This window comes from Streptomyces sp. H51 (assembly GCF_035656535.1).
GTDB lineage: Bacteria > Actinomycetota > Actinomycetes > Streptomycetales > Streptomycetaceae > Streptomyces.
This window is the reverse complement of sequence record NZ_JAYMHD010000048.1, coordinates 202,851-224,592: the sequence shown is the minus strand read 5'-3', so window position 1 is coordinate 224,592 and position 21,742 is coordinate 202,851. Positions and strand designations below refer to the sequence as shown.

Sequence of the window (21,742 nt, the reverse complement as noted above, 5' to 3'; positions counted from 1 at the left end):
GACCGTTCGTCGCGCAGGGCTCACCGCCCCCGCCCCACGCAGAGGAGCAGCTCATGAGCGCCCTCGCGTTGTCCGTGCTGCTGTCCTTCGTCTCCGCCGTCGCGTACGCGGGCGGGGCGATCGTGCAGGAGCACGTCGCGGTGTCCTCTCCCGACCGGCGGTACGCGCCGCTGGGCCGGCCGGGCTGGTGGGCGGCGATCACGCTGAACGGTCTCGGCGGGCTGCTGCACGTGGTGGCCCTCGCCTACGGGCCGCTGAGCCTGGTGCAGCCGCTGGGCGCGCTGACCATCGTGTTCGCGCTGCCCATGGCCGCGCTGTTCGTCGGCCGCGGGGCCGGCTCGGCCGCCTGGCGGGGCGCGATCATGGCGACGGTGGGTCTGGCCGGGCTGCTGTCGCTGGTCGGCGCGGCGGAGGCGCAGTCGCTGAGCACCGCGCAGCGGGTGGCCGTGGCGGTGGTGTCCGGCGGCGCGGTCGTGACGCTGATGATCGCGGGGCGGGCCGCCCACCGGCACCCCGCGGTGCGCAGCATGCTGCTCGCCACCGCGTCCGGCGTCGCCTTCGGCATGTCGTCGGTGTTCACCAAGACCGTGGCGGTCGACTGGTCCGACGACGGCTCCCTGGCGGACCTGCCGACCCTGGCCGTGATCGGCGTCTTCGCCACCGCGGGCGTGCTGCTGTCGCAGGCCTCCTACCGGGGCGCGGGTCTGGCTGCCCCGCTGGCGACGCTGACGGTGGTGAACCCGGTGGTGGCCGCCGCGGTCGGCATCACGATGTTCGGCGAGACCTTCCGGTACGGCACCACGGGCACCGCGCTCGCCCTGAGCTGCGGCGTGGTGGCGGCCGGCGGCCTGATCCTGCTGACGACGGAGCGCATGACGCGCACCGCCGCCGAGAACGAGGCGGCGCTGCCCGAACCACGGCCGGCCGAGCCGCCGCTGCCCGAACCACGGCCGGCCGAGCCTGCCGCGCAGGTGTCGGCACTACCGGCTCCCGTCCGGCGGGTGCCGACGGAGCCGGTGCCCGTCGAGCCGGTGCCCGTCGAGCCGGTGCCGTTCCAGCCGGTGCCGGCGGAACCGGTCGTGGCGGAGGAGGTGTCCGTCCGGCCGCTGCCCGCGGAGGAACCGCTCACCGTGCTTCCCGAGCAGCCGGCGCCGGCGCTGCGCGAGGAGATCGCGGTCGAGGAGGAGCCGGCCGCCGTACCCTCCGCCGCCACGGGCGACGACGCCGTCGGGGCCGTGACGGCCGAGGGTGCCGACGACACCGCTGTGGGCTCCCGCTACCACGGCCCCTTCTACGGAGGCGCCTACATCCCGATGCTGCCGGTCCTGCCGGTGCGGCGCCGGGAGCGCGTCAGATCCTGACGCCGCCGGCCCTGAGATAGGCGAGCGGGTCGACGTCCGACCCGAAGCCGGGCCCCGTCCGCACCTCGAAGTGCAGATGCGGGCCCGTGACGTTGCCGGTGGACCCGGAACGTCCGATGCGCTGGCCACCGCTCACGCTCTGCCCGGCCTTCACGGAGATCGCCGACAGGTGCGCGTACTGGGTGTAGCGGCCGTCGGCGTGCCGGATGACGACCTGGTAGCCGTACGCGCCTGCCCACCCGGCGGTGACCACGTGGCCGGCCGCGACCGCCTTCACCGACGTACCGGTGACCACGGGGAAGTCGATGCCGGTGTGGTAGCCCTTCGACCAGGAGGAACCGGCCACGCGGTACCCGGTGCCGAGGTGGCCGCTCACCGGGGCGACCAGGGAGTGGCCGGCGGTGGTCCTCTCCTCGGTGGCCGGTGACGCCTTCCTCGCCTTCTTCGCCGGGGACTTGGTGGCGTCGCCGCCGGTGTGCGTGGCCGGCGCGGCCTTGGCGCGCAGGTTCAGCCGCTGGCCGGGCAGGATCAGGTCGGGGTCCGCGCCGATGGTCCGGCGGTTGCCGGCGTACAGCCGCTGCCAGCCGCCCTGGACGTGCTCGGTCTCGGCGATCGTGGAGAGGGTGTCGCCGCGGACCACGGTGTACATCTCGGCCGTGCCCGCCCGGGACTGGGGCGTGGTCTGCGGCCGCACGTCGGAGGTCTTCGTCGTGGACCGATCCGCCTGCTTCGCCTCGGTGGAGCCGCCGAGGACGTGGACGTCGGGCGTGTCACCGCCCCTGGTCAGCCCGGCCCGCACCGAGCACGCCGGCCAGGCGCTGGGGCCCTGTCCGTCCAGCACCTGCTCCGCGACGGCGATCTGCTGGTCCTTGGTGGCCAGGTCGGCGCGCGGGGCGTACTTGGCGCCGCCGTACGCCTCCCAGGTGGACTGGGTGAACTGCAGTCCGCCGTAGAACCCGTTGCCGGTATTGACGTGCCAGTCGTTCGTGGACTCGCACGCGGCGACCTTGTCCCAGGTGGCCAGGTCGGCGGCGTGCGCGGTGCCGGTGCCGATCAGCGGGAGCGCCATACCGGCGCCGCCTGCGGTGACGGTGAGTGAGGCGCGGTTGATCCTGTTCGGCTGGTACCGGCGGTGCCGGCCGCGTGCGGCCATGAAAAGCCCCCTACGACTGCGTCAGGAGGGCCAAAAGTAAGCGCCACGAACAGGCCATGACAAGACGGGATTTCGGCCGCTCTGCCGCCCGGGCGCCCGGAAATCGCCCCCGGACGCGAACCGGCTGAGGCGAGTGGGGCCCGCGTTGCGTATCGGGGGAAGCCACGAACGGCCGGTACGTGCGGTCGGCCTCCCCGCGGGCCAGGATGTCCGTGCGGCAATACTGGGCGGGCAAGACCGGCAACACCGGCTACGAATGCCGAATACAGGATCCTCGAGGAGCCAACCGAATGAGCAGTTCAGCGCAGATCGGCGTCACGGGTCTCGCGGTCATGGGCCGCAACCTCGCCCGCAACTTCGCCCGCAACGGATACACCGTCGCGGTGCACAACCGGACGGCGGCGCGCATGCACGCCCTGGTGGAGGAGTTCGGCAACGAGGGTGACTTCGTCGGGGCCGAGACCGCGAAGGAGTTCGTGGCGGCGCTGGAGCGGCCGCGGCGCCTGGTCGTCATGGTGAAGGCCGGCGAGCCGACCGATGCGGTGATCCGGGAGTTCGCGCCGCTGCTGGAGCCCGGCGACATGATCATCGACGGCGGCAACGCGCACTTCGCCGACACCCGGCGCCGGGAACGCGAACTGCGCGAGCAGGGCATCCACTTCGTGGGCATGGGCGTCTCCGGCGGTGAGGAGGGCGCGCTGAACGGGCCGAGCATCATGCCGGGCGGGCCGAAGGAGTCGTACGACTCGCTTGGCCCGATGCTGGAGAAGATCTCCGCGAAGGCGGCCGACGGGGCGCCCTGCGTCACGCACGTCGGCCCCGACGGCGCCGGCCATTTCGTGAAGATGGTGCACAACGGCATCGAGTACGCCGACATGCAGCTGATCGGCGAGGCGTACCAGTTGTTGCGGGACGTCGCCGGGTACTCCCCTGCCCAGATCGCGGAGATCTTCCGCACCTGGAACCGCGGCCGCCTGGACTCCTACCTGATCGAGATCACGGCCGAGGTGCTGTCCCACGTGGACGCGGCGACCGGCAAGCCGTTCGTGGACGTGGTGGTCGACCAGGCCGAGCAGAAGGGCACCGGACGCTGGACCGTCCAGATCGCCCTCGACCTCGGTGTGCCGGTGTCCGGGATCGCCGAGGCGGTCTTCGCCCGCTCGCTGTCCGGCCACGCGAAGCTGCGCGAGGCCTCGCGGGGGCTGGCCGGCCCGAAGGCGTCGCCGATGGGCGAGTCGGAGGCCGCCGCCTTCGCCGACCGCGTGGAGCAGGCGCTGTACGCGTCGAAGATCGTGTCGTACACGCAGGGCTTCCACGAGATCGCGGCGGGCAGCGAGGAGTACGGCTGGGACATCGACCTGGGCGCGGTCTCCGCGATCTGGCGCGGCGGCTGCATCATCCGCGCGGCCTTCCTGGACCGCATCCGCGCCGCGTACGACGCCCGCGCCGACCTGCCGAGCCTGCTGTCCGACGAGACGTTCGCGCGGGAGATCGCCGAGGCGCAGGACGACTGGCGCGAGGTCCTGATCGCCGCGACCCGCCAGGGCGTGCCGACCCCCGGTTTCGCCGCCGCCCTCGCCTACTACGACGCCCTGCGCGCCGACCGCCTGCCCGCCGCGCTCACCCAGGGCCAGCGGGACTTCTTCGGCGCGCACACCTACCGGCGCACGGACCGGGAGGGCTCGTTCCACACGCTGTGGGGCGGGGACCGGTCGGAGGTCGAGGCGTAGCCGAGGTGTGACGGCCGACGTACCGGGCACGGCGGACGGCATGGCGCCGTCCGCCGTCCGCCGTGCCCGGCCCGGTCCGCGTCGGCCCGGCTCAGCTCAACGGCGGTCCGGGCTCCGGGTTCGGGACCGGCTCGGGGCCGGGCGGGATCGGGGACGGCGACGGCTCCGGTACCGGGCGGGGGCCGGGCGGCGGACCCGGCGGCCGCGGCGGCGTGGGCATCGGCCCGGGCGGCGGCTCCGGTGCCGGCACCGGCGACGGGTACGGGTCCGGGGTCGTCGGCTCCGGGTCCGGCGCGGGTTCCGGCGGAACGGGATCGGGGTACGGCTCGGTCATCGTGTCCTCCGGCCAGTCGGTCGACTTCGGCTCTGGACTACTCCCCCGCCTACCCGACGGCCGCGCCGCCACTCACCCGCCCGCGGGACGGAAAGAGCCCGGGTGGGCCCGGGCGAGCCGACCCGGGGTCAGAAGCGTCCCGGGTGCGCCGCCAGCCACTCCTCGGCCGCCCGTCGCAGCTCCGGCGCGGCGGACGGGGCCTGATCGGGGTGGCGCTCGGCCCACTTGGTGACGTAGGGGCACAGCGGCGCCACGGCGACGCCCTCGCGCGCGGCGATGACGTACAGCTCGCGCGCCAGTGTGCCCGCGACGCCCTTCCCCTCGTGGGCCGGCTCCACGATGGTGTGCACGGGAACCAGGGCGCGCCCCGGCGATTCGAGGACGAAGTACTCGATGCGGCCGGCGACTTCGCCGTCCGCGCCGCCGACGACGGCTTCCAGGCGGCCGGCCGCCCGGTCGTCGCGGATCTCGATGTCGCTCATGGACACGCTCCGGGTGACTCGGCGGATCAGGCCCGTACGGCCTGCGGGCTGCGCTCCTGGTCCGAGCCGGGCACCGGTTCCGACGGGTCGGCGCCCAGGGCCACGATCCGGTTGTCGCGGTCCACGTGCACGACCCGCGGCTTCAGCGCCCGCGCCTCGGCGTCGGTCACCTGAGCGTAGCTGATGATGATCACCAGGTCCCCGGGGTGGACGAGATGGGCCGCGGCCCCGTTGATCCCGACGACCCCGGAACCGCGCTCCCCCTCGATGACGTACGTCTCGAGCCGGGCGCCGTTGGTGACGTCGACGATGTGCACCAGCTCGCCGGGCAGCAGGTCGGCGGCGTCGAGCAGCTCGGCGTCGATCGTCACGGATCCCACGTAGTGCAGGTCGGCCTGGGTGACGGTGGCGCGGTGGATCTTGGACTTGAACAGAGTGCGCAGCATGTTGGACTCCTGGAAGACGGCTCCCTGCCTGCTTGATGCAGGTCAAAGGCGGTCTCACTGTACAACCGGCACGCGCCCGACTCGAAGGTCGCGAGGAACATCGCTTCACTTCGGAGGGAAGGCGGCCTGCCCGCACTTACGCGCGGATCAGGCCGTTGCGGCGCCACCGGCCAGGCGCCTGTCCGGGCGGGCCCGCACCCGGCCGGCACCGCGCCGTGCCGGACCCGAAAGGCGTCAGACGCTCTCCGCGTGCTCCCGCAGGCGAGCGGAGACCAGGGCCTCGAGCGCGTCGGCCGCCAGGTCGGCGTACCGATCGAAGTCGGTGTCGTCGCCGGCGGCCGCGGCCACTCGGAAGCCGTCGGTGAGGGCGCGCCCCATGACCGTCACGTCGTGCGCCAGCTCCGCCGCCACCTCGTCCGTCACCCCCTGGTACGAGGCGCGCAGCCGGGACGCCATGAACTCGAACATCTCCTTGCGGATGGCCAGGTACCGCTGCCGGGCGAGGTTGTCCTCCAGCCGCCGCTCGAAGGCGAAGACGAGGCCGATGCTCCAGAACGCGGCGGCCGGGTCGGCGAGGTTTCCGGACGCCGCCGCGGACGTGCTGATGCTGCGCCGCAGCAGCTCGCGCAGGTCGCCCACGGAGGCCTGGGTCCGCCGCCAGACGTCGAAGCAGTAGTCGAGCAACTCGACGAAGAGCTGCTCCTTGTTCTGGAAGTGCCAGTAGACGGAACCGATCGGCAGGCCGGACACACGGGCGACGTCGGCCATGGTCGTGCCTTCGTACCCGGCCTCGACCGCGCGCGAGAGCACTGCCTCGAGTATCGCCCGCTTCGACACCTCGGACGCCTGGTGCGTCTTCCGCCTCGTGACCATCGGCCCGCCTCACCGCTCGTAGGACTGCAGTTCTACCAAATGAACGCCACCCCTTGACACCGACGGCAGGCGCTCGCCATCGTAATGGCGATTCTAGAACGTAACTTCTAGGTTTCATCCACGGAACGCGCTCCGGTACGCGGTCCACCTCATCCCCGCGGGCCGCTGCGATGGCACGGGTCCGCTCTGTCCCGAAACAGGGAGACCTCCATGAGGACCACCGACCACATCCCTCAAGAGAAGATGAGCGGTCTGCAGATCCGCGCCATCGTCATCGCGATCACCTTGGTGGTGCTCGACGGCTACGACGTCTCGCTCACGTCGTTCGCGGCCCCGTACATCGAGAAGGGATTCGGGGTCTCCAAGGCCGAGCTCGGACTCGTGATGTCCGGCGCCCTGATCGGCATGCTGGTGGGTTCGATCATCGTCGCGCCGCTCGCCGACCGCATCGGCAGACGCAAAATGGGCGTCATCGCCGCCGCGACGATCGCGGCGGGCATGTTCATCGGCCCGTTCGCTACGCCGGAAACCGGGACCTGGCCCCTCGTCGTGAGCCGCATCGTCACCGGCGTCGGGGTCGGCTGCCTGGTGGCCGTGGTCGGCGTCATCCTCGCCGAGTACACGGGCAAGCGCGTGTACTCGCTGGTGATGGCCGTGTACGCCGCCGCGATCAACATCGGCGGGCTGCTCGGCGCCATGATCGTGGGCCCGATGCTCGACGCACGCGGCTGGCAGTTCGGCTGGTGGGTCGGGTCCGCCCTGAGCGCGATCGCCGCGATCGCCACCTACGCCCTGCTGCCCGAGTCGCTCGCCTGGCTCTCCGAGGGCCGCCGCGCCGACTCCCTGCAGCGGCTCAACGCGCTCCTGGCGAAGATGCGCCGCCCCGCCCTCGAAGCGCTCCCGGAGCCCGAGTCGACGGGCGTCACGGCGAAGGGCTCGCTGCGCACGGTGTTCACCGGCCGGACCGGCTTCTACACGCTGCTGATGATCGTCGGGTACGTCGCGTACATGCTCAGCTTCTACTTCATGACGAACTGGGCACCGAGCACCGTGGCGTCGGCCAATCACAACCCGGCGCTGGCCCCGCAGCTCGTCACCGCCTTCAGCATCGGCGGCATCCTCGGCAACGTACTCTTCGGGTTCCTCGGCGGCAGGATCAACGTCCGCCTCCTCGCCCCGGTCTTCCTGACCCTGGCCACCGCGGCCCTGTCGCTGTTCGGCATCGCCGGCCCGCAGATGCCGACCGCCTGGTGGACCCTGTTCCTGGCCTCGTTCTTCGTCTGCTCGGGCACCGCCGCCTTCTACGCCATCGTCCCGACGCTCTACCCGACGCTGGCCCGCTCGACCGGTTTCGGTGTCGTCATCGGCGTCGGCCGGTTCGGCGGCATCGTGGCGCCGGTCGCCGGCGGCGCGGCCTTCGACGCGGGCATGAGCATGACGGCGGCCTTCACCGTCTTCGCCTTGCCCATGCTCGTCGCCGGCCTCTGCATCCTCGCCCTGCACCTGAGCCGGCGCCGCTCCGACGCTCCGACCGCCCAGCCCGAGCCCGAGCTCTCGCGTACGTCCGCGTAGCGGCCGTCCACCGTATTTCCCGAGAAAGGAACCGTTCCATGCCGCTGGCCGTCGCAGCGCTCTCCCACGCGCCGTCCTTCGGCAACGTCGACCCTGGCGGGGAGACGTTCGCCGAGATCAGTACCGCCATCGACGAGGTCAGGGAGTTCGTCGCCGAGTACGACCCCGACCTGGTCGTGGTGTTCGGCCCCGACCACTTCAACGGCCAGCTCTACTCGCTGATCACTCCATGGGTGATCGGTGCGGCCGCCGAGGGCATCGGTGACTACGGCACCACCGCGGGGCCGCTCCCCGTCGACGGTGACGCCGCTCGGGCCCTCCACGCGTCGGTGCTGGCCGAGGGCATCGACATCGGCCGCAGCGAGCGGATGAAGGTCGACCACGGCGTGGTCCAGCCGCTCGACTTCGTGTTCGGGAAGGGCTTCACGCAGCCGATCGTGCCGGTGTTCGTGAACGCCCTCGGCCTGCCCCTCTCCCCCATGCGGCGGGTGCGCCTGACGGGCGAGGCGTTCGGCCGGGCCGCCCAGGCGATGGACAGGAAGGTGCTGTTCCTCGCCTCCGGCGGCATCTCCCACAACCCGCCGATCCCGCGCTGGGACGGTGCCCCCGGCACCGTGCGGGAGCGCCTGGTCGCGTACGCGCCCTCGCCGGAGGAGCGGAACGAGCGCGAGCGGAAGATCGTCGAGGGCATCCGGGCGATAGCCGACGGCAAGGCTCCGAGCGACCCGCTGAACGAGGAGTGGGACTCGCTCGTGCTCGATGTGTTCCGCTCCGGCGACCTCGGCCCGGTCGACGGCTGGGAGAACGGCTGGTTCGTGGCGGAGGGCGGCTCGGCCGCGCACGAGATGCGCAGCTGGATCGCCGCCTACGCGGCGCTGTCGACCGCCGGCCCCTACCGCTTCGCCGTCGACCGCTACTGGGCGGTCGAGAAGTGGGGCGCCGGCTTCGCCGTCCAGGCGGCGGTGACCGCATGAGCCAGGTGAACGAGACGCACTTCGCGACCTTGTGGGAAGAGATCGCGGACCTGGAGCACACGCTGCGGTACGTGGACGCGGGCGGCTACCGCACCCGGGTGCTCGACATCGCCGGAGCGACTCCCGACGCACAGACGGTCGTGCTCGCCAGCGGCACCAGCGGCCACATCGAGGCGTGGACGCAGAACGTCCGCGCGTTCGCGAAAGCCGGTTTCCGGGTGGTCGGCTACGACTACCCGGGCCACGGCTACACCTCGCTGTCCGACCATCCGCTGGAGATCCGCGACTACGAGGAGCACCTGCTCGCCCTGCTCGACGCACTGGCGCTGGAGCGCGTGCACCTCGCCGGCGAGTCGCTCGGCGGCTGGCTCGCGCTGAAGTTCGCGCCGAAACACCCCGGCCGCCTGCGCACGGTGATCCTGTCCGCGCCGGGCGGGCGGGTCGTCGGGGAGCAGCGGCTGGACAGGACGCAGTCGGTGAGCGCCCAGGCGGTGAGCGAGCCGACCTTCGAGAACGTGAAGAAGCGCCTGCAGGTCGTGATCCACGATCCGCGGAAGATCACCGACGAGCTCGTACGCGTCCGCCAGGCGATCTATGCCCGCGACGGGTTCAGCATGGCGCACGTGTCCGCCCTGCGGGAGCCGGAGCGGCGCCGGCGCAACCGCGTGACGGACGACGACTTCGCGGCGGTCCCGGTCCCGGCCCTGATGGTGTGGACCGACAACGAGCCGACCGGCGACGAGGCCGAGGGCGAACGCCTGTGCGGACTGATCCCGGACGGCGAGTACCTGCTGGTGCGGGGTGCCGCGCACTGGCCGCAGTGGGAGGGGGCCGCGGAGTTCAACGCCGCGGCGGTCGCCTTCCTGGAGAAGCATGCCTGACGAAAGGACCGGAGTGAGCGTCACCCGGGAGACCATCAACCGGATCGCGCGCGAGCTGTTCGAGGCGAAGCGCGGCGTCTGGACCGTGCCGTACGTGAGCCCCCGGCTCCCCGAGCGCGATCTCGACGCGGCCTACGCGATCTCCGCCGAGTTCGCAGCCCTCCGCGAGCGCGAACTGGGCGTGCGGCGGGTGGGCCGCAAGGTCGGCCTGACCAACGCCCTCGTGCAGCAGCGCGTGGGCATCGACGAGCCCGACTACGGCGTCATCCACGACGACATGGTGCACGCCTCGGGAACGCACCTTCCACTGTCCGCGTACAACCGCCTGCTCATCGAGGCCGAGGTCGCGTTCGTGCTGAAGAGCGACATCCTGGAGGCCGCCCGCGAAAGCGTCGAGGCCGCGATCGACTACGTGACCCCCGCCTTCGAGGTCGTCGACTTCCGCTACGGCGGGTCGGTCGGGCAGATCGTCGACACCATCGCGGACAACGCCGGCTGCAGCGGCGTCGTCCTCGGCGAGGAGCGGCACCCGTACGGCGAGGTCGACCTGGCCGAGGTGGAGATGGTCATCACGGGCGGCGGCACCGAGATCACCCGAGGCACCGGCAGCAACGTGCTCGGGGACCCGGTCAACGCGGTGGTCTGGCTGGCCGAGACCGCGATCCGCACGGGCGAGCCGCTGCGCGCCGGCGAGGTGCTGCTGTCCGGGTCCATCGGCTACATCGAGCCGTGGCCCGCCGACGTGGAGTGCGTCGCCACCATCACCGGGCTGGGGCGCGTGGTCGCGACCGCGGATTCGAAAGGCTGAACATGAGTGACTACCGTCCTGTCGACGCGACCACCCGCGTCGAGATCGAGCAGCTCATCGCGGAGATGCTCTACCGCCTCGACCACAACCGGGCGGACAGCACCTGGGAGCTGTACACCGACGACGGCGTCTCGGTCGGCCCGTTGGGCGACATGGACCGCGAGGCCATGAAGGCCTGGGGCGCCAGGCGCGCCCGGCAGACGGACGTCGTCGGCCGTCACTTCATCGGCGGGATCCGCCTGGTGTGGGACGGGGAGGAGGTCGAGGGAACGGTGCAGTACCTCACCTTCCGTGACACGAACGAACCGCAGACACTGCCCGCGTCGGTCGGGGAGTTCCGCGAGCGCTACCGCAGGGTCGACGGCCGGTGGCTGTTCTCCCGCCGGGAGATCGTGCCGGTCTTCGGCGGCCGGGCGGCCGCGGCGCACGCCGCGCGCCTGGCCGCGCGAGAGGGGTCGGCACAGTGAAGCGGGCGGCTCTCGGCGAAAATCGCGTCCTGTACCACCAGACGGTGCCCTCGTTCTCGATGCCGGAGTGGGCGACGGCCGCCGGCTACGACGGCGTGATCCTCGACCTCCAGCACGGCGAACTGGGCCTCGACGCGGCCTGCGGGATCCTGCGGTCGATCCCGCGGGAGAACGCGTACGCGTACGCGCGGGTGGGCTCGCTCGATCCCGCCCCGGTCCTGCGGCTCCTCGACAGCGGGGCCCGTGGCATCGTCGCGCCCACCGTCGAGACCCGCGCCCAGACCGAGGCTCTGGTCGCCGCGACCAAGTACCCGCCGGTCGGCAACCGCAGCCTGGGACCGTCCCGGCCGGCCCTGTACCCGGGTGAGCCGTACACCGAGGCAGGCAACCGGGCGGTGTCCGCCATCGCGCAGATAGAGACGAAGGCCGGAGTCGACCGCGCCGAGGAGATCGTCTCGACTCCGGGCCTGGACTCGATCTACATCGGGCCGGCCGACCTGGCCGTCTCCTACGGCCTGCCCGGGCGCGGCGACTGGGAGGACGGCCCCGTGCGCGAGGCGATCGCGTACCTCCGGGAGGTGACGACCGCGCACGGCGTCACCCTCGGCATCTACTCCGGCCGGCCGGAGTACGCGGCCGGCCTGTTCGCCGACGGCCTGGTCGACTACACGGGCCTCGGCATCGATCTCGTCCTGCTGAACCGCGCGTTCGGCGACACCATCGCCGGGCTGGACTCGGCACGATCCGTACGGAGCGACTCATGAACAACGCCTGCGATGTCCTCGTCGTCGGGGCGGGCCCCGTCGGCCTGACCCTGGCCAACCTGCTCGGGCAGCAGGGCGTCGACGTCCTCGTCCTGGAGCGTGCGGACGAACTCATCGACTACCCCCGGGCCGTGGGCATCGACGACGAGGCACTTCGGGCGATGCAGACCGCCGGCCTCGTCGAAGAGGTGCTCCCCCACACCATCCCCGACCAGAAGATCTACATGATCAACGGTGACGGGACGGTCCTCTCCGAAGTGAACCCGACGACGCGCGAGTTCGGCTGGCCGCGCCGCAACGGCTTCGTGCAGCCGCTGGTCGACCAGGTGCTGCTCGCCGGGCTCGACCGCTTCCCCAACACCTCCGTACGCTTCGGCGCCGAGGTCGTCGACCTGACCGAGGACACCGACGGCGTGGTCGCCACCCTCGCGAACGGCGAGACGGTGCGCGCGCTGTACGCCGTCGCCGCCGAGGGCGGGGCCTCACCCACCCGCAAGCGCCTGGGCATCTCGTTCGAGGGCGAGACCCGGCCGACCGACGGCATCGTGATCGACGTCGCCAACGACCCGATCGGCACGCCCCACGCCGTTTTCGGCGGGGATCCGGCCCGCAGCTACGCCTCCATCGCGCTGCCCCACGGCATCCGGCGCTGGGAGTTCACGCTCTTCGAGGACGAGACCGAGGCCGACGTCGACGACGACGAGTTCGTCTTCGGCCTGCTGGCACCGCACGTGCCGGACCCGTCCGAGCTGGACATCATCCGCCGCCGCGTCTACCGGCACCACGCCCGTGTCGCCGGGCGGTTCCGCCACGGGCGCGTCCTGCTCGCCGGCGACGCCGCCCATGTCATGCCCGTCGTCGGCGGGCAGGGCTGGAACTCGGGGATCCGCGACGCCTTCAACCTCGGCTGGAAGCTGGCCGCCGTCGTCAAGGGTCTGTCGACCGACGGTCTGCTGGACACGTACGAGACAGAACGGCTCGGCCACGTCACGCAGATGGTGGCCGTCTCCCTCCAGATGGCGAAGGAGATGACCGACCACGATCCGCGGAAGGCCGCCGAGCGCGACCGGATCGCCGCCGGCCGCACCCCCGAGGAGCGGGAGGCCCAGCGGCGGCAGGCGTTCAAGCCCCAGCCGAAGTTCGACCGGGGCGTGCTGGTGCACACCCCGCTGCCGGCGTCCAAGTCGCTGCCCGACCGCGACGTTCCCCGGCTGGCGGGGTCGATCTTCCCCCAGCCGACGGCCACCGACGCCGACGGCGTCGAGATGCTGCTCGACGACGCGACCGGGCAGGGCTGGCGGATCCTCACCTGGAACAACGACCCGACGGCGTTCCTGTCGGCCTCGACCCGCGCCGCGCTGGACCGGTTCGGCGCCCGCCTCGTTCAGGTGGTGCCGAAGGCACAGTTGCCCTGGGCGCGCAAGCAGGCCGCTGCCGGCGTCACCGTCGTCGGCGACCTCGGCGGTGAGTCGAGCCTGCAGGCCTGGTTCGACGCGCGGCCGGTCGGCGCGGTCGTCGTCCGCCCCGACCATGTGATCGCCGCCGAATGCCTGTCCCAGCAGCTCGACGACGTCGTGGCCCGGGTCCTGGAGGCCGCCTGCGTCACCCGCGTCGCCTGACGGAGCCCACGGCTTCGCCCCCGGCGGGACGGTGCACGGCGAGTCCGGCACCGGAGTGGTCGCGACCGTCCGGTCCACCTCGCGACGGCTCCCACGCACCGTCCCGCCGCCGTCCGCCCGGCCGTGGGCGGGCTCATGCCGCATGCCTTGCCGGAACGACTCCCCTGCGGTCCCGCCGCCTCTGGTGGGCGGGTTCTAGAATGGCCGTACCGGCGACGTGGGGCGCGGACGGCAGGCGGCGACAGGGGGCGGCATGGAGCAGGACACGCGGCGGGGCGGCGTCATGAAGGGCACGCGGCAGGCGCGTTCGGACCGCAGCCGCGAGCACATCCTGCAGGCGGCGCTGGACCTGGCGGTGGAACACGGTTACCAGGGCACGACCATGGCGGCCGTCAGTGCGGCATCCGGCCTGCCGATCGGCTCGGTCTACTGGCACTTCAAGAACAAGGAGCAACTCTTCGTCGCCCTGCTCGAGCACTGCTACGAGGTGTGGATGGAGATCCACGCCGCCCCCGAGGGGCTGCGCCGCAAACTGTCCCGCGGCATCACCGGCCTGACCGGTGCCGATCCGGAGCAGTACACGAAGGAGGAGGCCCTGCTCAAGGCCGCGACGGTCTGGGCGTTGAGCAAGCGCCTCGGCGGTCTGGGTGAGGACAGCGAGGTCCGTGCGGCGTACCTGCGTATGCGGGCGGAGATGTTCAAGGTGAACGTCCGGCGGATCGCCGAGTCCCTCCCCGACGAGGTCACCGAGCGCTTCCCCGACATGCCCGCCAAGCTCACGGTGCTGAGCCTGGCGGTCACCGACGGCTTCTTCGTCCACGCGAACTCCGAGGTGCATCTGGACCTGGACTTCGGGGAGTACGCCGATCTGGCCGCGCGGGCGCTGGAGGGCCTGGTGGACGACTTCGCCCGCCGGGCGGCAGAGGAGCGTCGGTAGGAGTCTCCAGCCGCCCGGCGGGGAGGTCAGACTCCGCGGGTGAGTCCGCCGTCGACGCGCAGGTTCTGCCCGGTGGTGTAGGTGGCGTCGCAGGCCACGAAGGCCACCGTGCGCGCGACCTCCTGATGGGCGGCGGCCCTGCCCAGCGGAATCGCGGAGGTCCATGCGGCCGGAACGGCCTCCGGGTCGGCGACGGTGTACCCCGGGAGCACGTTGTTGATCCGGATGCCGTCCGCGGCGACCTCGTCCGCCCACAGCTTCGACCAGGTCGTCATCGCCGCCCGGGCCACCATCGAGGTGGGGAAGCGGGGCGAGGGCTCGGTCGGACTGGCCGAGGAGATGTTGACGATGCTGCCTCCGCCCTGTGCGCGCATCGGCGCCAGGGCGGCCCGGCAGGCCCGCACCACGTGATAGAAGTACAGGTCGAATCCGGCGGCCAGGTCCTGGTCGGTCAGCTCCTCGAGCTTCCCTCTGGGGCCGTGGCCCGCACTGTTGATCAGCACGTCCAGCCGGCCCCAGGCGGAGACCACCTGCTCGACGGCCGCCTCGATGACCCCGGCTTCGGTGTAGTCGCCGCGGATGGCGAGGCCACCGAGCTCTCCGGCCAGCTCGACCGTCCCTTCCCCGCGCGCCAGCACCGCCACCCGGTGACCGCGCGCTGCCAGTTCGCGTGCCGAGGCGGCGCCGATGCCGCTGCTGCCGGCGATCACGAGGGCTGTGGGGGGTGCTTCTGTCATGCTGCACTGCTCCTGGTCACTGGGCCGGATCCGGTCGTACTGCCCGCGCGGCCCGCTTCCTCTGGGCTGCGCCGACCGCCGGCGTCCTGCTCGGGCGCGATCGGCGGTCGCAGGGGAATCTCCTCACTGGATGACCCCCTCTAGAATTGACATTCTAGACGTCGGTGGCCGTCTGCGCCCAGGGCCCCCGCCACGGGGCAGTCACCGACGACCGTCCCGGACGCGGCGGGACTCGCAGTGATGAGCATGGGGACCGGTCGGGGGGTACCCGGGGGCATGGCAGAAGAAGGCGATCCCCAGAAGGCGATCCCCATGAACTTCCCCTACGGACACACCCTTTACGTGGCGGCGGGAGCGGAAGAGCTGTTCCCGTGGTTCGCCGTCATGTTCGGGATTCTGGCCGTGACCGTCCTGGTCATGCTGATGAAGACCAGGCACCACTGATCTCCGGCCTCGAAGGTGTCGGCGAGGCAGGCGTCGGCGCACTCGGTCCGACGCCCTCGCCTCATCGTCGTGCGCTGCGGGCTGCTGCCACGGTCGCCGCCGCCCCGAACGCGGTCACGGCCGCGGCCGTGAGGGCCTGCTTGCGCAAGGAGGGCTTCGGCCGGGACGCGACGCTCCGTTCCGGGAGCGGGGTCACCGCCCGCCTGCCCTTCTCGCGGGCGAGTTTCATCACCTCGGCGACGTGCAGTGCCTGCCTTCCGGTGCCGGCGTCCTTGATCTGTGTCTTGCAGGAGAAGCCGTCGGCCACCACCAGGCAGTCCCGGTCGGCGTCGCGCACAGCGGGCAGGAGTGCCTGTTCACCGCATTCCATGGAGATCTCGTATTTGCCGGACTCGAAACCCCAGGAGCCGGCGAGACCGCAGCAGCCGCCCTGGAGGTTCCGCACGTCGAGGCCCATCTGCTCGAGCAGTTCCCGCTCCGGGTCCATGCCGCCGGTCGCGCGGTGGTGGCAGTGGCCCCACAGCAGCGCGGCGCCGTCGAGCCCGGGCGGTTCGATGCCGAATACCCGGAAGAACTCCGCGAAGTGGTAGGCGTTCTTGGTCAGTCGTCCCGCGTCGTCGTCGTGCGGGAGCAGTTTGGGCAGCTCGTCCTTGAACACGGCCAGGCAGCTCGGTTCCATGCCGACGATCGGGGTGTCGGCGCGCACATGGGGGCGCAGGACGTCCAGGACCCGGTGGAGGTAGCGTTCGGCGGCGTCCAGGAAGCCGTAGTCGTACAGGGGACGGCCGCAGCAGATGTGCCGCTCGGGCATGATCACCTGCCAGCCCGCGGCCTCGATCGCCTCCACGCAGGCCACACCGACGTCCGTGTGGAAGTGGTTGTTGAAGGTGTCCGGGAAGAGCACGACCGGGCGGCCGCCGGGGTTCGCCGTGCCGCCGCGGCGGGCGAACCACTCCTGGAGGGTCATGGGCGCGAAGCGGGGCAGCGGGCGGCGTCGGTCGATGCCCGCCACGAGCTTGACCAGGCGCGCGAGTCCGGGCGTGTGGGTGGCGAGGTTGGCGACCCTGGGGATGCGGGAAGCGATCCTGGCCGCCTGGTCGATGAACCCGAAAGCGTAGGCGTAGCGGGGGCGTCGGCGGTTCGGCGACTTGAAGTGGTGGTAGAGGAACTCCGCCTTGTAGGTGGGCATGTCGACGTTGACGGGGCAGTCGTTGGTGCAGCCCTTGCAGGCCAGGCACAGGTCCAGGGCGTCGTACACCTCCTTGGACCGCCAGCCGTCGGTGATCACCTCCCCCCTCAGCATCTCGTAGAGCAGGCGGGCGCGGCCGCGGGTGGTGTGCTTCTCCTCGCGGGTGACCTGGTAGCTCGGGCACATCGTCGTCCCGGCCTGCGGGACGCGGCACTTGCCGATGCCGACACAGCGCAGGGTGGCGTGGGCGAAGTCGCCGCCGTCCTCCTGGTAGGCGAACTTCATCGGGCGACGAGGGGGGTTGTAGTCGGCGCCGAGCTTGAGGTTCTCGTCCAGGCGGTACGCGTCGACGACCTTGCCCGGGTTCATCTTCCACTGCGGGTCCCAGATCGCCTTGAACTCCCGCATCGCCTGGAGGAGTTCAGGTCCGAACTGCTTCTCCAGCAGTTCGGCGCGCTGCTGTCCGTCGCCGTGTTCCCCGGAGACCGAACCGCCCAGCGACACGCACAGGTCGGCGGCGTCCTCCAGGAACGCCCGGTAGGTGGCGATGCCGTCGGCGGTGCGCAGGTCGAAGCTGAGCCGGCAGTGGATGCAGCCCTGGCCGAAGTGACCGTACATGGCACCGGTGATGCCGTGCCGGTCCATCACCTTGCGCAGGCCGCGGACGTACTCGCCGAGCCGGTCCGGGGGCACGGCGGAGTCCTCCCAACCGGGCCAGTGGTCCTTGCCGTCGGGCGGGAAAGCGGTCGAGCCGAGGCCGCTCTCCCGGATCGCCCAGAGGTGTTCGCTGCTGCCGCCCTCCTGCTTGCTCCCGGCGGTCCGGATCCGGTCCGGGTGGTAGCCCTTGACACCGGTGAGCCAGTCGGAGAATGCGTGTGCCGTCGCGATGGACTCCTCGGCCGTGTCCGCGCCGAACTGCACCACCAGCCAGGCTCCGCCGCCGGGTTGCGGCAGCTCCTGGATGTCCTCCGGGTTCATGTTCTGCAGCCGCTGCTCGCGGATGAGTTCGTCGTCCAGCGCCTCCAGGCCGATGGGCCTGAAGCGCTCGACGATCTCCTCGCAGTGCTCGGCGGCGTCCGCGAGGTCGTCGTACTCCACGACGACGGTGGTGCGTTGCAGCAGGGCCGGGGTGAGCATGAGGACCGCCTGCAGGGCGGTGGCACAGGTGCTCTCGGTGCCGACCAGGGCGCGGGCGACGTTGAAGCCGCGCTCGGGCAGGAGTTCGTCCAGGTTGTAGCCGGAGACCCGGCGCGGCACCTGCTCGGCCGGACGGAGCCCGGCCCTGATGGCGTCGGCGTACTTGTCGCGCAGGTCCCGCAGTGCCGCGTAGATCTCGCCCTTGCGGCCTCCCTCGGCGATGATCGCGTCGAGCTGCTCCTCCTCGTTCACCCCCACCCAGAAGCGGGCGCCGTCGTACGTGACGATCTCCAGGGCGTGCACGTTGTCGCTGGTGCGCGGGCCGGGCCCGTACAGCTGCGACTGCACCGAGTGGACGCCACAGGAGTTGTTGCCGATGTTGCCGCCGATCAGGCACCGGGAGTGCGTGGACGGGTCGGGCCCGAAGACCAGGTCGTACTCGCCCGTGTGCCGGTTCAACTCCTCGTTGATCACACCCGGTTCGCAGGTGACCAGCCGTCGTCCGACGTCGATCCTCCCGATCCGGGTGAGGTACTTGGAGTGGTCGATCACCACGGCCTCGTTCACGGTCTCCCCGGACAGGCTGGTCCCGCCGCCGCGGTTGAGGATCGGGGCGCCGAACTCGTGGCAGACCCGGTGCACGGCGACGACGTCGTCGAGGGTGCGGGGGATGACGACGCCGATCGGCACCTGGCGGAAGTTGGACGCGTCCTGTGCGTACAGGCCCAACGAGGCCGTGTCGAAGCGCACCTCGCCCTCGACGGCCTTGCGCAGCGCCCGCTCCAGCTTGCCGACGTCGAGCGTCTCGCGGGCCCGTGGCGCTCCGGGGATCTGCGGGTGGGTCTTGGCCGGGATCTCGCGGGTCGTCCGGCGGGGTGGCTTCGCCATCGGTGTCACTCTCCTTCGCCGGCCTGGTCAGGTGGTCCGTGTTCCGTGGACGGGGTGGCGCTCGGCCTCCGGGCCGAGGCGGAGCCGCGAGGTGTCCGTCACCGAGGTCGCCGAGGACCTGCCGGACGGCAGGCGCGGGCGGCTCCGGCGGGCGCTGGGGAGCAGCACCGGCCCGTGCGCCTTCGGAGGCGACTGCGGAGCGTCCTCCTCCCGCACGTCGCTCGGGATGGCGGTCGTCGCCGCCGAACGCGTGCCGGGGGCGGTCTCGAAGGCCCGGTCGATGACGTGCCGGGCCTGCCCGGGACGCGTGCCCGTCCGGGAGAGACCGGGGACGTCCGCGAAGAGCCGGGCGAGCCGGATCTCCCGCCGGTGGTACGCCGAGGGGAAGCCGCTTCCGCCGGCCGGCGACGGCGACCACCGGCCGGTGAACCCGCTACGGGGCGTACCACCCGTCGAGCGGGTGCACGGCACCGGGACCGGAGGCCGAGGCCCGGACACCCGCGCCGTCCGTACGGGGAGACCCGCGCCGGCACCGAGTGAACGACCGGCGGTCCGGCTTGCCGGTCCGGGCGATGAAGCGCTCGTCCGGACGGCTCTGCCGGGCTCGGCCCGCGAGCAGCCTCCCGCCCGAGGCCGACAGGCTCCTGCCTCCAGGGCCCCGCACCAGGCGGCCCAGGGGCTGCGCTCCGTCGCCCTCGGCCGTGGCCGTCTCCGCGGGCGGGCTCCCGGTCCCGGTCCCGGTCCCGGCCATGGCCGCCACCGGCCCGCACGGGAACATGCCCGCCACCGGCCCGCACGGGAACGTACCCGCCACCGGCCCGCACGGGAACATGCCCGCCACCGGCCCGCGCAGGAACGTACCCGCCACCGGCCCGCGCAGGAACATGCCCGCCACCGGCCCGCACGGGAACATGCCCGCCACCGGCCCGCACGGGAACATGCCCGCCACCGGCCCGCACGGGAAGGTGCCCGGCACCCGCTGCCGCGGTTTCCGGGCCGGCACGGCCCTCGGCGGGGCGTGCCGGACCGAGATGCCCGAGCGTCTCGCGCAGCTGGGCCAGGCATCGGGTGAGGAGCCGGGACACATGCATCTGTGAGATGCCCACCGTGGCGGCGATCTCCTGCTGCGTCCGGTCGTGGAAGAAGCGCAGCACCAGGATGCGGCGCTCCCGCTCCGGGAACTGCCTCAGCGCATCCGCGAGTTCCACTCGTTCGGCGACGGCCTCGATCCGGGCGTCCCGGTCGCCGAGCACCTCGCCGAACGCGGGCAGAGCGCCCTTGCGTCCCTCCAACGGCGCGTCGAGCGAGCGGGGCCGTGCCACGTCCTGGGAGCGGACGGCCTCGGCCACGGCGTGCTCGGACAGATCGCAGGCCCGGGCGATCTCCCCGAGCGTGGGCGGGCAACCGCCCCCCGTCTGTTCGAGCTCCCGCCGCACGCGCCGCACCTGCTGCCTGGCCTCCTGCACGGCCCGGGGCAGTCGCACGAGGCCGGTCCGGTCCCTGAAGTGGCGCTTCAGCTCTCCGGTGATCGTCGGCACCGCGTACGCCAGAAAGGCGTGTCCGTGGCCGGGGTCGTAGCCGTCGATGGCCTTGACCAGGCCCACGCAGGCCACCTGGAAGAGGTCGTCCTGCTCCTCGACGCCGGTGTTCCGGTACTTGGCTGCGATCCGGCGGGCCACGGGGATCAGGGTGCGGATGGCTCCCTCCCGGGCCGCGTCCCGCTCGCGCCCCGGAGGGTGCCTGCTGATCCGCCCGACGACCTCGTCGATCCGCGGGGACGTGAGCGCGCCGTCGGTCTCGGGCCTCCCTGGCGGGCGGCGAGTGGTCAGGGGTTTCATGTGAGCCTCTGCGCTGGAGGGCTTGCTGGGCTGCACCATGGGTTTCCCGATTCCTCCGGCGTACTCGGGAATCACCCGCTCGGCGAGGGCTTCGGGTGGACCCGCGGGCGGAACGGATGATTCTCGGTTCAGGCGTCCGCGGGACGGGTGTTCACGGACCTCCCCGGTGTGCCGAGCGCCTCACCGTCCGCACGGCGCACGCGGACGGCCGTGTCGCCCTCGGCCGCGGAGCACGTTCCGCGCCCAAAGCACCCGTGCCCGGAGCACCCGTGCCCGGAGCACCCGTGCCCGGAGCACCCGCGCCCGGAGCACCCGCGCCTGATGAGCGGGGCCCCGGGGCAGGTGCGTCAGCGAGCGGGGAGGAGTGCTCCGCGTGCCGCGCACATCTTCCGAGGTAGCCGCGACGGCCCTGGCGCCGGCCGGTGACGAGCAGCCTCCGGTCCGCGGCAACGGTGACGGCGGATGCCGGGGCCGGCGGGCCGGGCCGGTGAGCAGCCCTCCGATTGGCGCCACCGGCGTTCGGATACCCAGCAGGATTCCGTTCCTCGGGAGGCACCATGACGAACGCGGACACGCGGTCGCGTCTGCTCGGCGGCGTACGTCTCATGCTGCTGTCCGCCCTGCTGCTCGCCGGTGTCGGCGCGATCGGCCGGCTCATCGGACTGGTGGCCCTGACCACGGCCCTCGGCCCGACCGCCTACCTGCTGCTGGCCCACCCGGAATCGGTGACCGCACGACTGCGCACCGCGGTGGCCGGCCACGCCCTGGCCATCGCCGTGGCCCTGGCGTGTCTGGCCGTCTTCGGTCTGTGGACGCATCCTTCGGTCGCCGAGCGGCATCAGGACACCGCCGGTCAGATCGGCGCCCAGGCACTCGCGGTCGGCCTCACCCTCTTCCTGCTCCACCTGTGCAACGCCCACCACCCCCCGGCCGCCGCCACATCGCTGCTGATCACCTCCGGCATCTGCCGACCCGGACCTGCGCTGTACGGCCTGCTCGTCGGTCTCGCCCTGGTGCTGGCCATCGCCCCGCTGCTCACCTCGGCGACGTCCCGCCCCGCGCGGGGCGGCGACGGCTGACGCCTTGTCCGCCATCGGTGCTCCGGCCC

At 72.2% G+C, this 21,742-nt stretch carries 20 protein-coding genes and 1 pseudogene; 13 read left to right on the top strand and 8 right to left on the bottom strand.

The genetic code is table 11. From position 1 onward, the window contains the following. The first annotated feature begins 53 nt into the window (after positions 1-53). Complete coding sequence (locus tag VKA29_RS14565) at positions 54-1,361, top strand: DMT family transporter (RefSeq protein WP_324785946.1); 1,308 nt, start codon at positions 54-56, stop codon at positions 1,359-1,361. On the opposite strand, the gene VKA29_RS14560 is transcribed toward VKA29_RS14565, so the two are convergent. Beyond that, entirely contained in the window at positions 1,351-2,514 is a 1,164-nt protein-coding gene (locus tag VKA29_RS14560; RefSeq protein ID WP_324785944.1) for a transglycosylase family protein, read from the bottom strand. The two genes, VKA29_RS14565 and VKA29_RS14560, sit on opposite strands and share 11 nt — an antisense overlap. A gap of 290 nt (positions 2,515-2,804) precedes the next feature. Here VKA29_RS14560 and gndA point away from each other — a divergent pair, with 290 nt between their 5' ends. Further along, complete coding sequence (gene gndA, locus VKA29_RS14555) at positions 2,805-4,244, top strand: NADP-dependent phosphogluconate dehydrogenase (protein ID WP_324785943.1); 1,440 nt, start codon at positions 2,805-2,807, stop codon at positions 4,242-4,244. Between the two features lie 462 nt (positions 4,245-4,706). On the opposite strand, the gene VKA29_RS14550 is transcribed toward gndA, so the two are convergent. The 3 genes from VKA29_RS14550 to VKA29_RS14540 form a co-directional block, all read right to left on the bottom strand. Further along, entirely contained in the window at positions 4,707-5,060 is a 354-nt protein-coding gene (locus VKA29_RS14550; RefSeq protein WP_324785942.1) for a GNAT family N-acetyltransferase, read from the bottom strand. A 26-nt stretch (positions 5,061-5,086) separates the two neighbouring features. Beyond that, positions 5,087-5,506, bottom strand: coding sequence for an aspartate 1-decarboxylase (gene panD, locus VKA29_RS14545; RefSeq protein ID WP_324785941.1), 420 nt, complete (start codon positions 5,504-5,506; stop codon positions 5,087-5,089). A gap of 234 nt (positions 5,507-5,740) precedes the next feature. Then, the gene (locus tag VKA29_RS14540; protein ID WP_324785940.1) at positions 5,741-6,379 is read right to left on the bottom strand and encodes a TetR family transcriptional regulator; all 639 of its coding nucleotides are present in this window, start codon (positions 6,377-6,379) and stop codon (positions 5,741-5,743) included. A gap of 210 nt (positions 6,380-6,589) precedes the next feature. On the opposite strand from VKA29_RS14540, the gene VKA29_RS14535 reads away from it, so the two are divergent. The 8 genes from VKA29_RS14535 to VKA29_RS14500 all read left to right on the top strand — a co-directional run bounded on the left by VKA29_RS14535 (position 6,590) and on the right by VKA29_RS14500 (position 14,401). Next, a complete protein-coding gene (locus VKA29_RS14535; RefSeq protein ID WP_324785939.1) occupies positions 6,590-7,951 on the top strand; it encodes an MFS transporter in 1,362 nt (453 codons plus the stop codon). Positions 7,952-7,989: 38 nt separating this feature from the next. Next, positions 7,990-8,925, top strand: a complete 936-nt coding sequence (locus tag VKA29_RS14530; RefSeq protein WP_324785938.1) for a 3-carboxyethylcatechol 2,3-dioxygenase — start codon at positions 7,990-7,992, stop codon at positions 8,923-8,925. Further along, positions 8,922-9,806: an alpha/beta fold hydrolase gene (locus tag VKA29_RS14525; RefSeq protein WP_324785937.1), complete on the top strand. Its 885-nt coding sequence runs from the start codon at positions 8,922-8,924 to the stop codon at positions 9,804-9,806. Before VKA29_RS14530 ends, VKA29_RS14525 begins: the two co-directional genes overlap by 4 nt. After that, positions 9,799-10,614: a 2-keto-4-pentenoate hydratase gene (locus VKA29_RS14520; RefSeq protein ID WP_324785936.1), complete on the top strand. Its 816-nt coding sequence runs from the start codon at positions 9,799-9,801 to the stop codon at positions 10,612-10,614. The genes VKA29_RS14525 and VKA29_RS14520 overlap by 8 nt, the downstream gene beginning before the upstream one ends. 2 nt (positions 10,615-10,616) lie before the next feature. Beyond that, entirely contained in the window at positions 10,617-11,081 is a 465-nt protein-coding gene (locus tag VKA29_RS14515; protein WP_324785935.1) for a nuclear transport factor 2 family protein, read from the top strand. A gap of 44 nt (positions 11,082-11,125) precedes the next feature. Continuing rightward, on the top strand, positions 11,126-11,845 hold the full coding sequence (locus VKA29_RS14510; protein ID WP_324785934.1) for an HpcH/HpaI aldolase family protein: 720 nt from the start codon (positions 11,126-11,128) through the stop codon (positions 11,843-11,845). After that, positions 11,842-13,464 (top strand): bifunctional 3-(3-hydroxy-phenyl)propionate/3-hydroxycinnamic acid hydroxylase, encoded by a 1,623-nt coding sequence (locus VKA29_RS14505; protein WP_324785933.1) that lies wholly within the window; start codon positions 11,842-11,844, stop codon positions 13,462-13,464. Before VKA29_RS14510 ends, VKA29_RS14505 begins: the two co-directional genes overlap by 4 nt. Before the next feature lie 253 nt (positions 13,465-13,717). After that, positions 13,718-14,401: a helix-turn-helix domain-containing protein gene (locus VKA29_RS14500; RefSeq protein ID WP_324785931.1), complete on the top strand. Its 684-nt coding sequence runs from the start codon at positions 13,718-13,720 to the stop codon at positions 14,399-14,401. Between the two features lie 26 nt (positions 14,402-14,427). Here VKA29_RS14500 and VKA29_RS14495 read toward each other — a convergent pair whose 3' ends face one another. Then, complete coding sequence (locus VKA29_RS14495) at positions 14,428-15,138, bottom strand: SDR family oxidoreductase (protein WP_324785930.1); 711 nt, start codon at positions 15,136-15,138, stop codon at positions 14,428-14,430. Between the two features lie 276 nt (positions 15,139-15,414). Between VKA29_RS14495 and VKA29_RS14490 the strand changes: the two genes are divergently transcribed. Beyond that, positions 15,415-15,582, top strand: a complete 168-nt coding sequence (locus VKA29_RS14490; RefSeq protein ID WP_324785929.1) for a hypothetical protein — start codon at positions 15,415-15,417, stop codon at positions 15,580-15,582. Positions 15,583-15,643: 61 nt separating this feature from the next. Here the strand turns inward: VKA29_RS14490 and VKA29_RS14485 are convergent, their stop codons facing one another. Both VKA29_RS14485 and VKA29_RS14480 read right to left on the bottom strand, forming a co-directional pair. Beyond that, positions 15,644-18,796 carry an FAD-binding and (Fe-S)-binding domain-containing protein gene (locus tag VKA29_RS14485; protein ID WP_324785927.1) on the bottom strand — a complete coding sequence of 1,051 codons (3,153 nt, stop codon included), beginning with the start codon at positions 18,794-18,796 and terminating at the stop codon, positions 15,644-15,646. 27 nt (positions 18,797-18,823) lie between these two features. Further along, positions 18,824-19,267, bottom strand: a complete 444-nt coding sequence (locus VKA29_RS14480; RefSeq protein WP_324785926.1) for a hypothetical protein — start codon at positions 19,265-19,267, stop codon at positions 18,824-18,826. A gap of 278 nt (positions 19,268-19,545) precedes the next feature. Between VKA29_RS14480 and VKA29_RS14475 the strand changes: the two genes are divergently transcribed. Then, positions 19,546-19,893 (top strand): hypothetical protein, encoded by a 348-nt coding sequence (locus tag VKA29_RS14475; protein ID WP_324785925.1) that lies wholly within the window; start codon positions 19,546-19,548, stop codon positions 19,891-19,893. Here VKA29_RS14475 and VKA29_RS36985 read toward each other — a convergent pair. Further along, positions 19,894-20,634: pseudogene (locus tag VKA29_RS36985) on the bottom strand (sigma-70 family RNA polymerase sigma factor); the annotation flags it as partial. Between the two features lie 557 nt (positions 20,635-21,191). Between VKA29_RS36985 and VKA29_RS14465 the strand changes: the two are divergent. Then, the gene (locus VKA29_RS14465; RefSeq protein WP_324785923.1) at positions 21,192-21,713 is read left to right on the top strand and encodes an HPP family protein; all 522 of its coding nucleotides are present in this window, start codon (positions 21,192-21,194) and stop codon (positions 21,711-21,713) included. Positions 21,714-21,742: the final 29 nt, after the last annotated feature.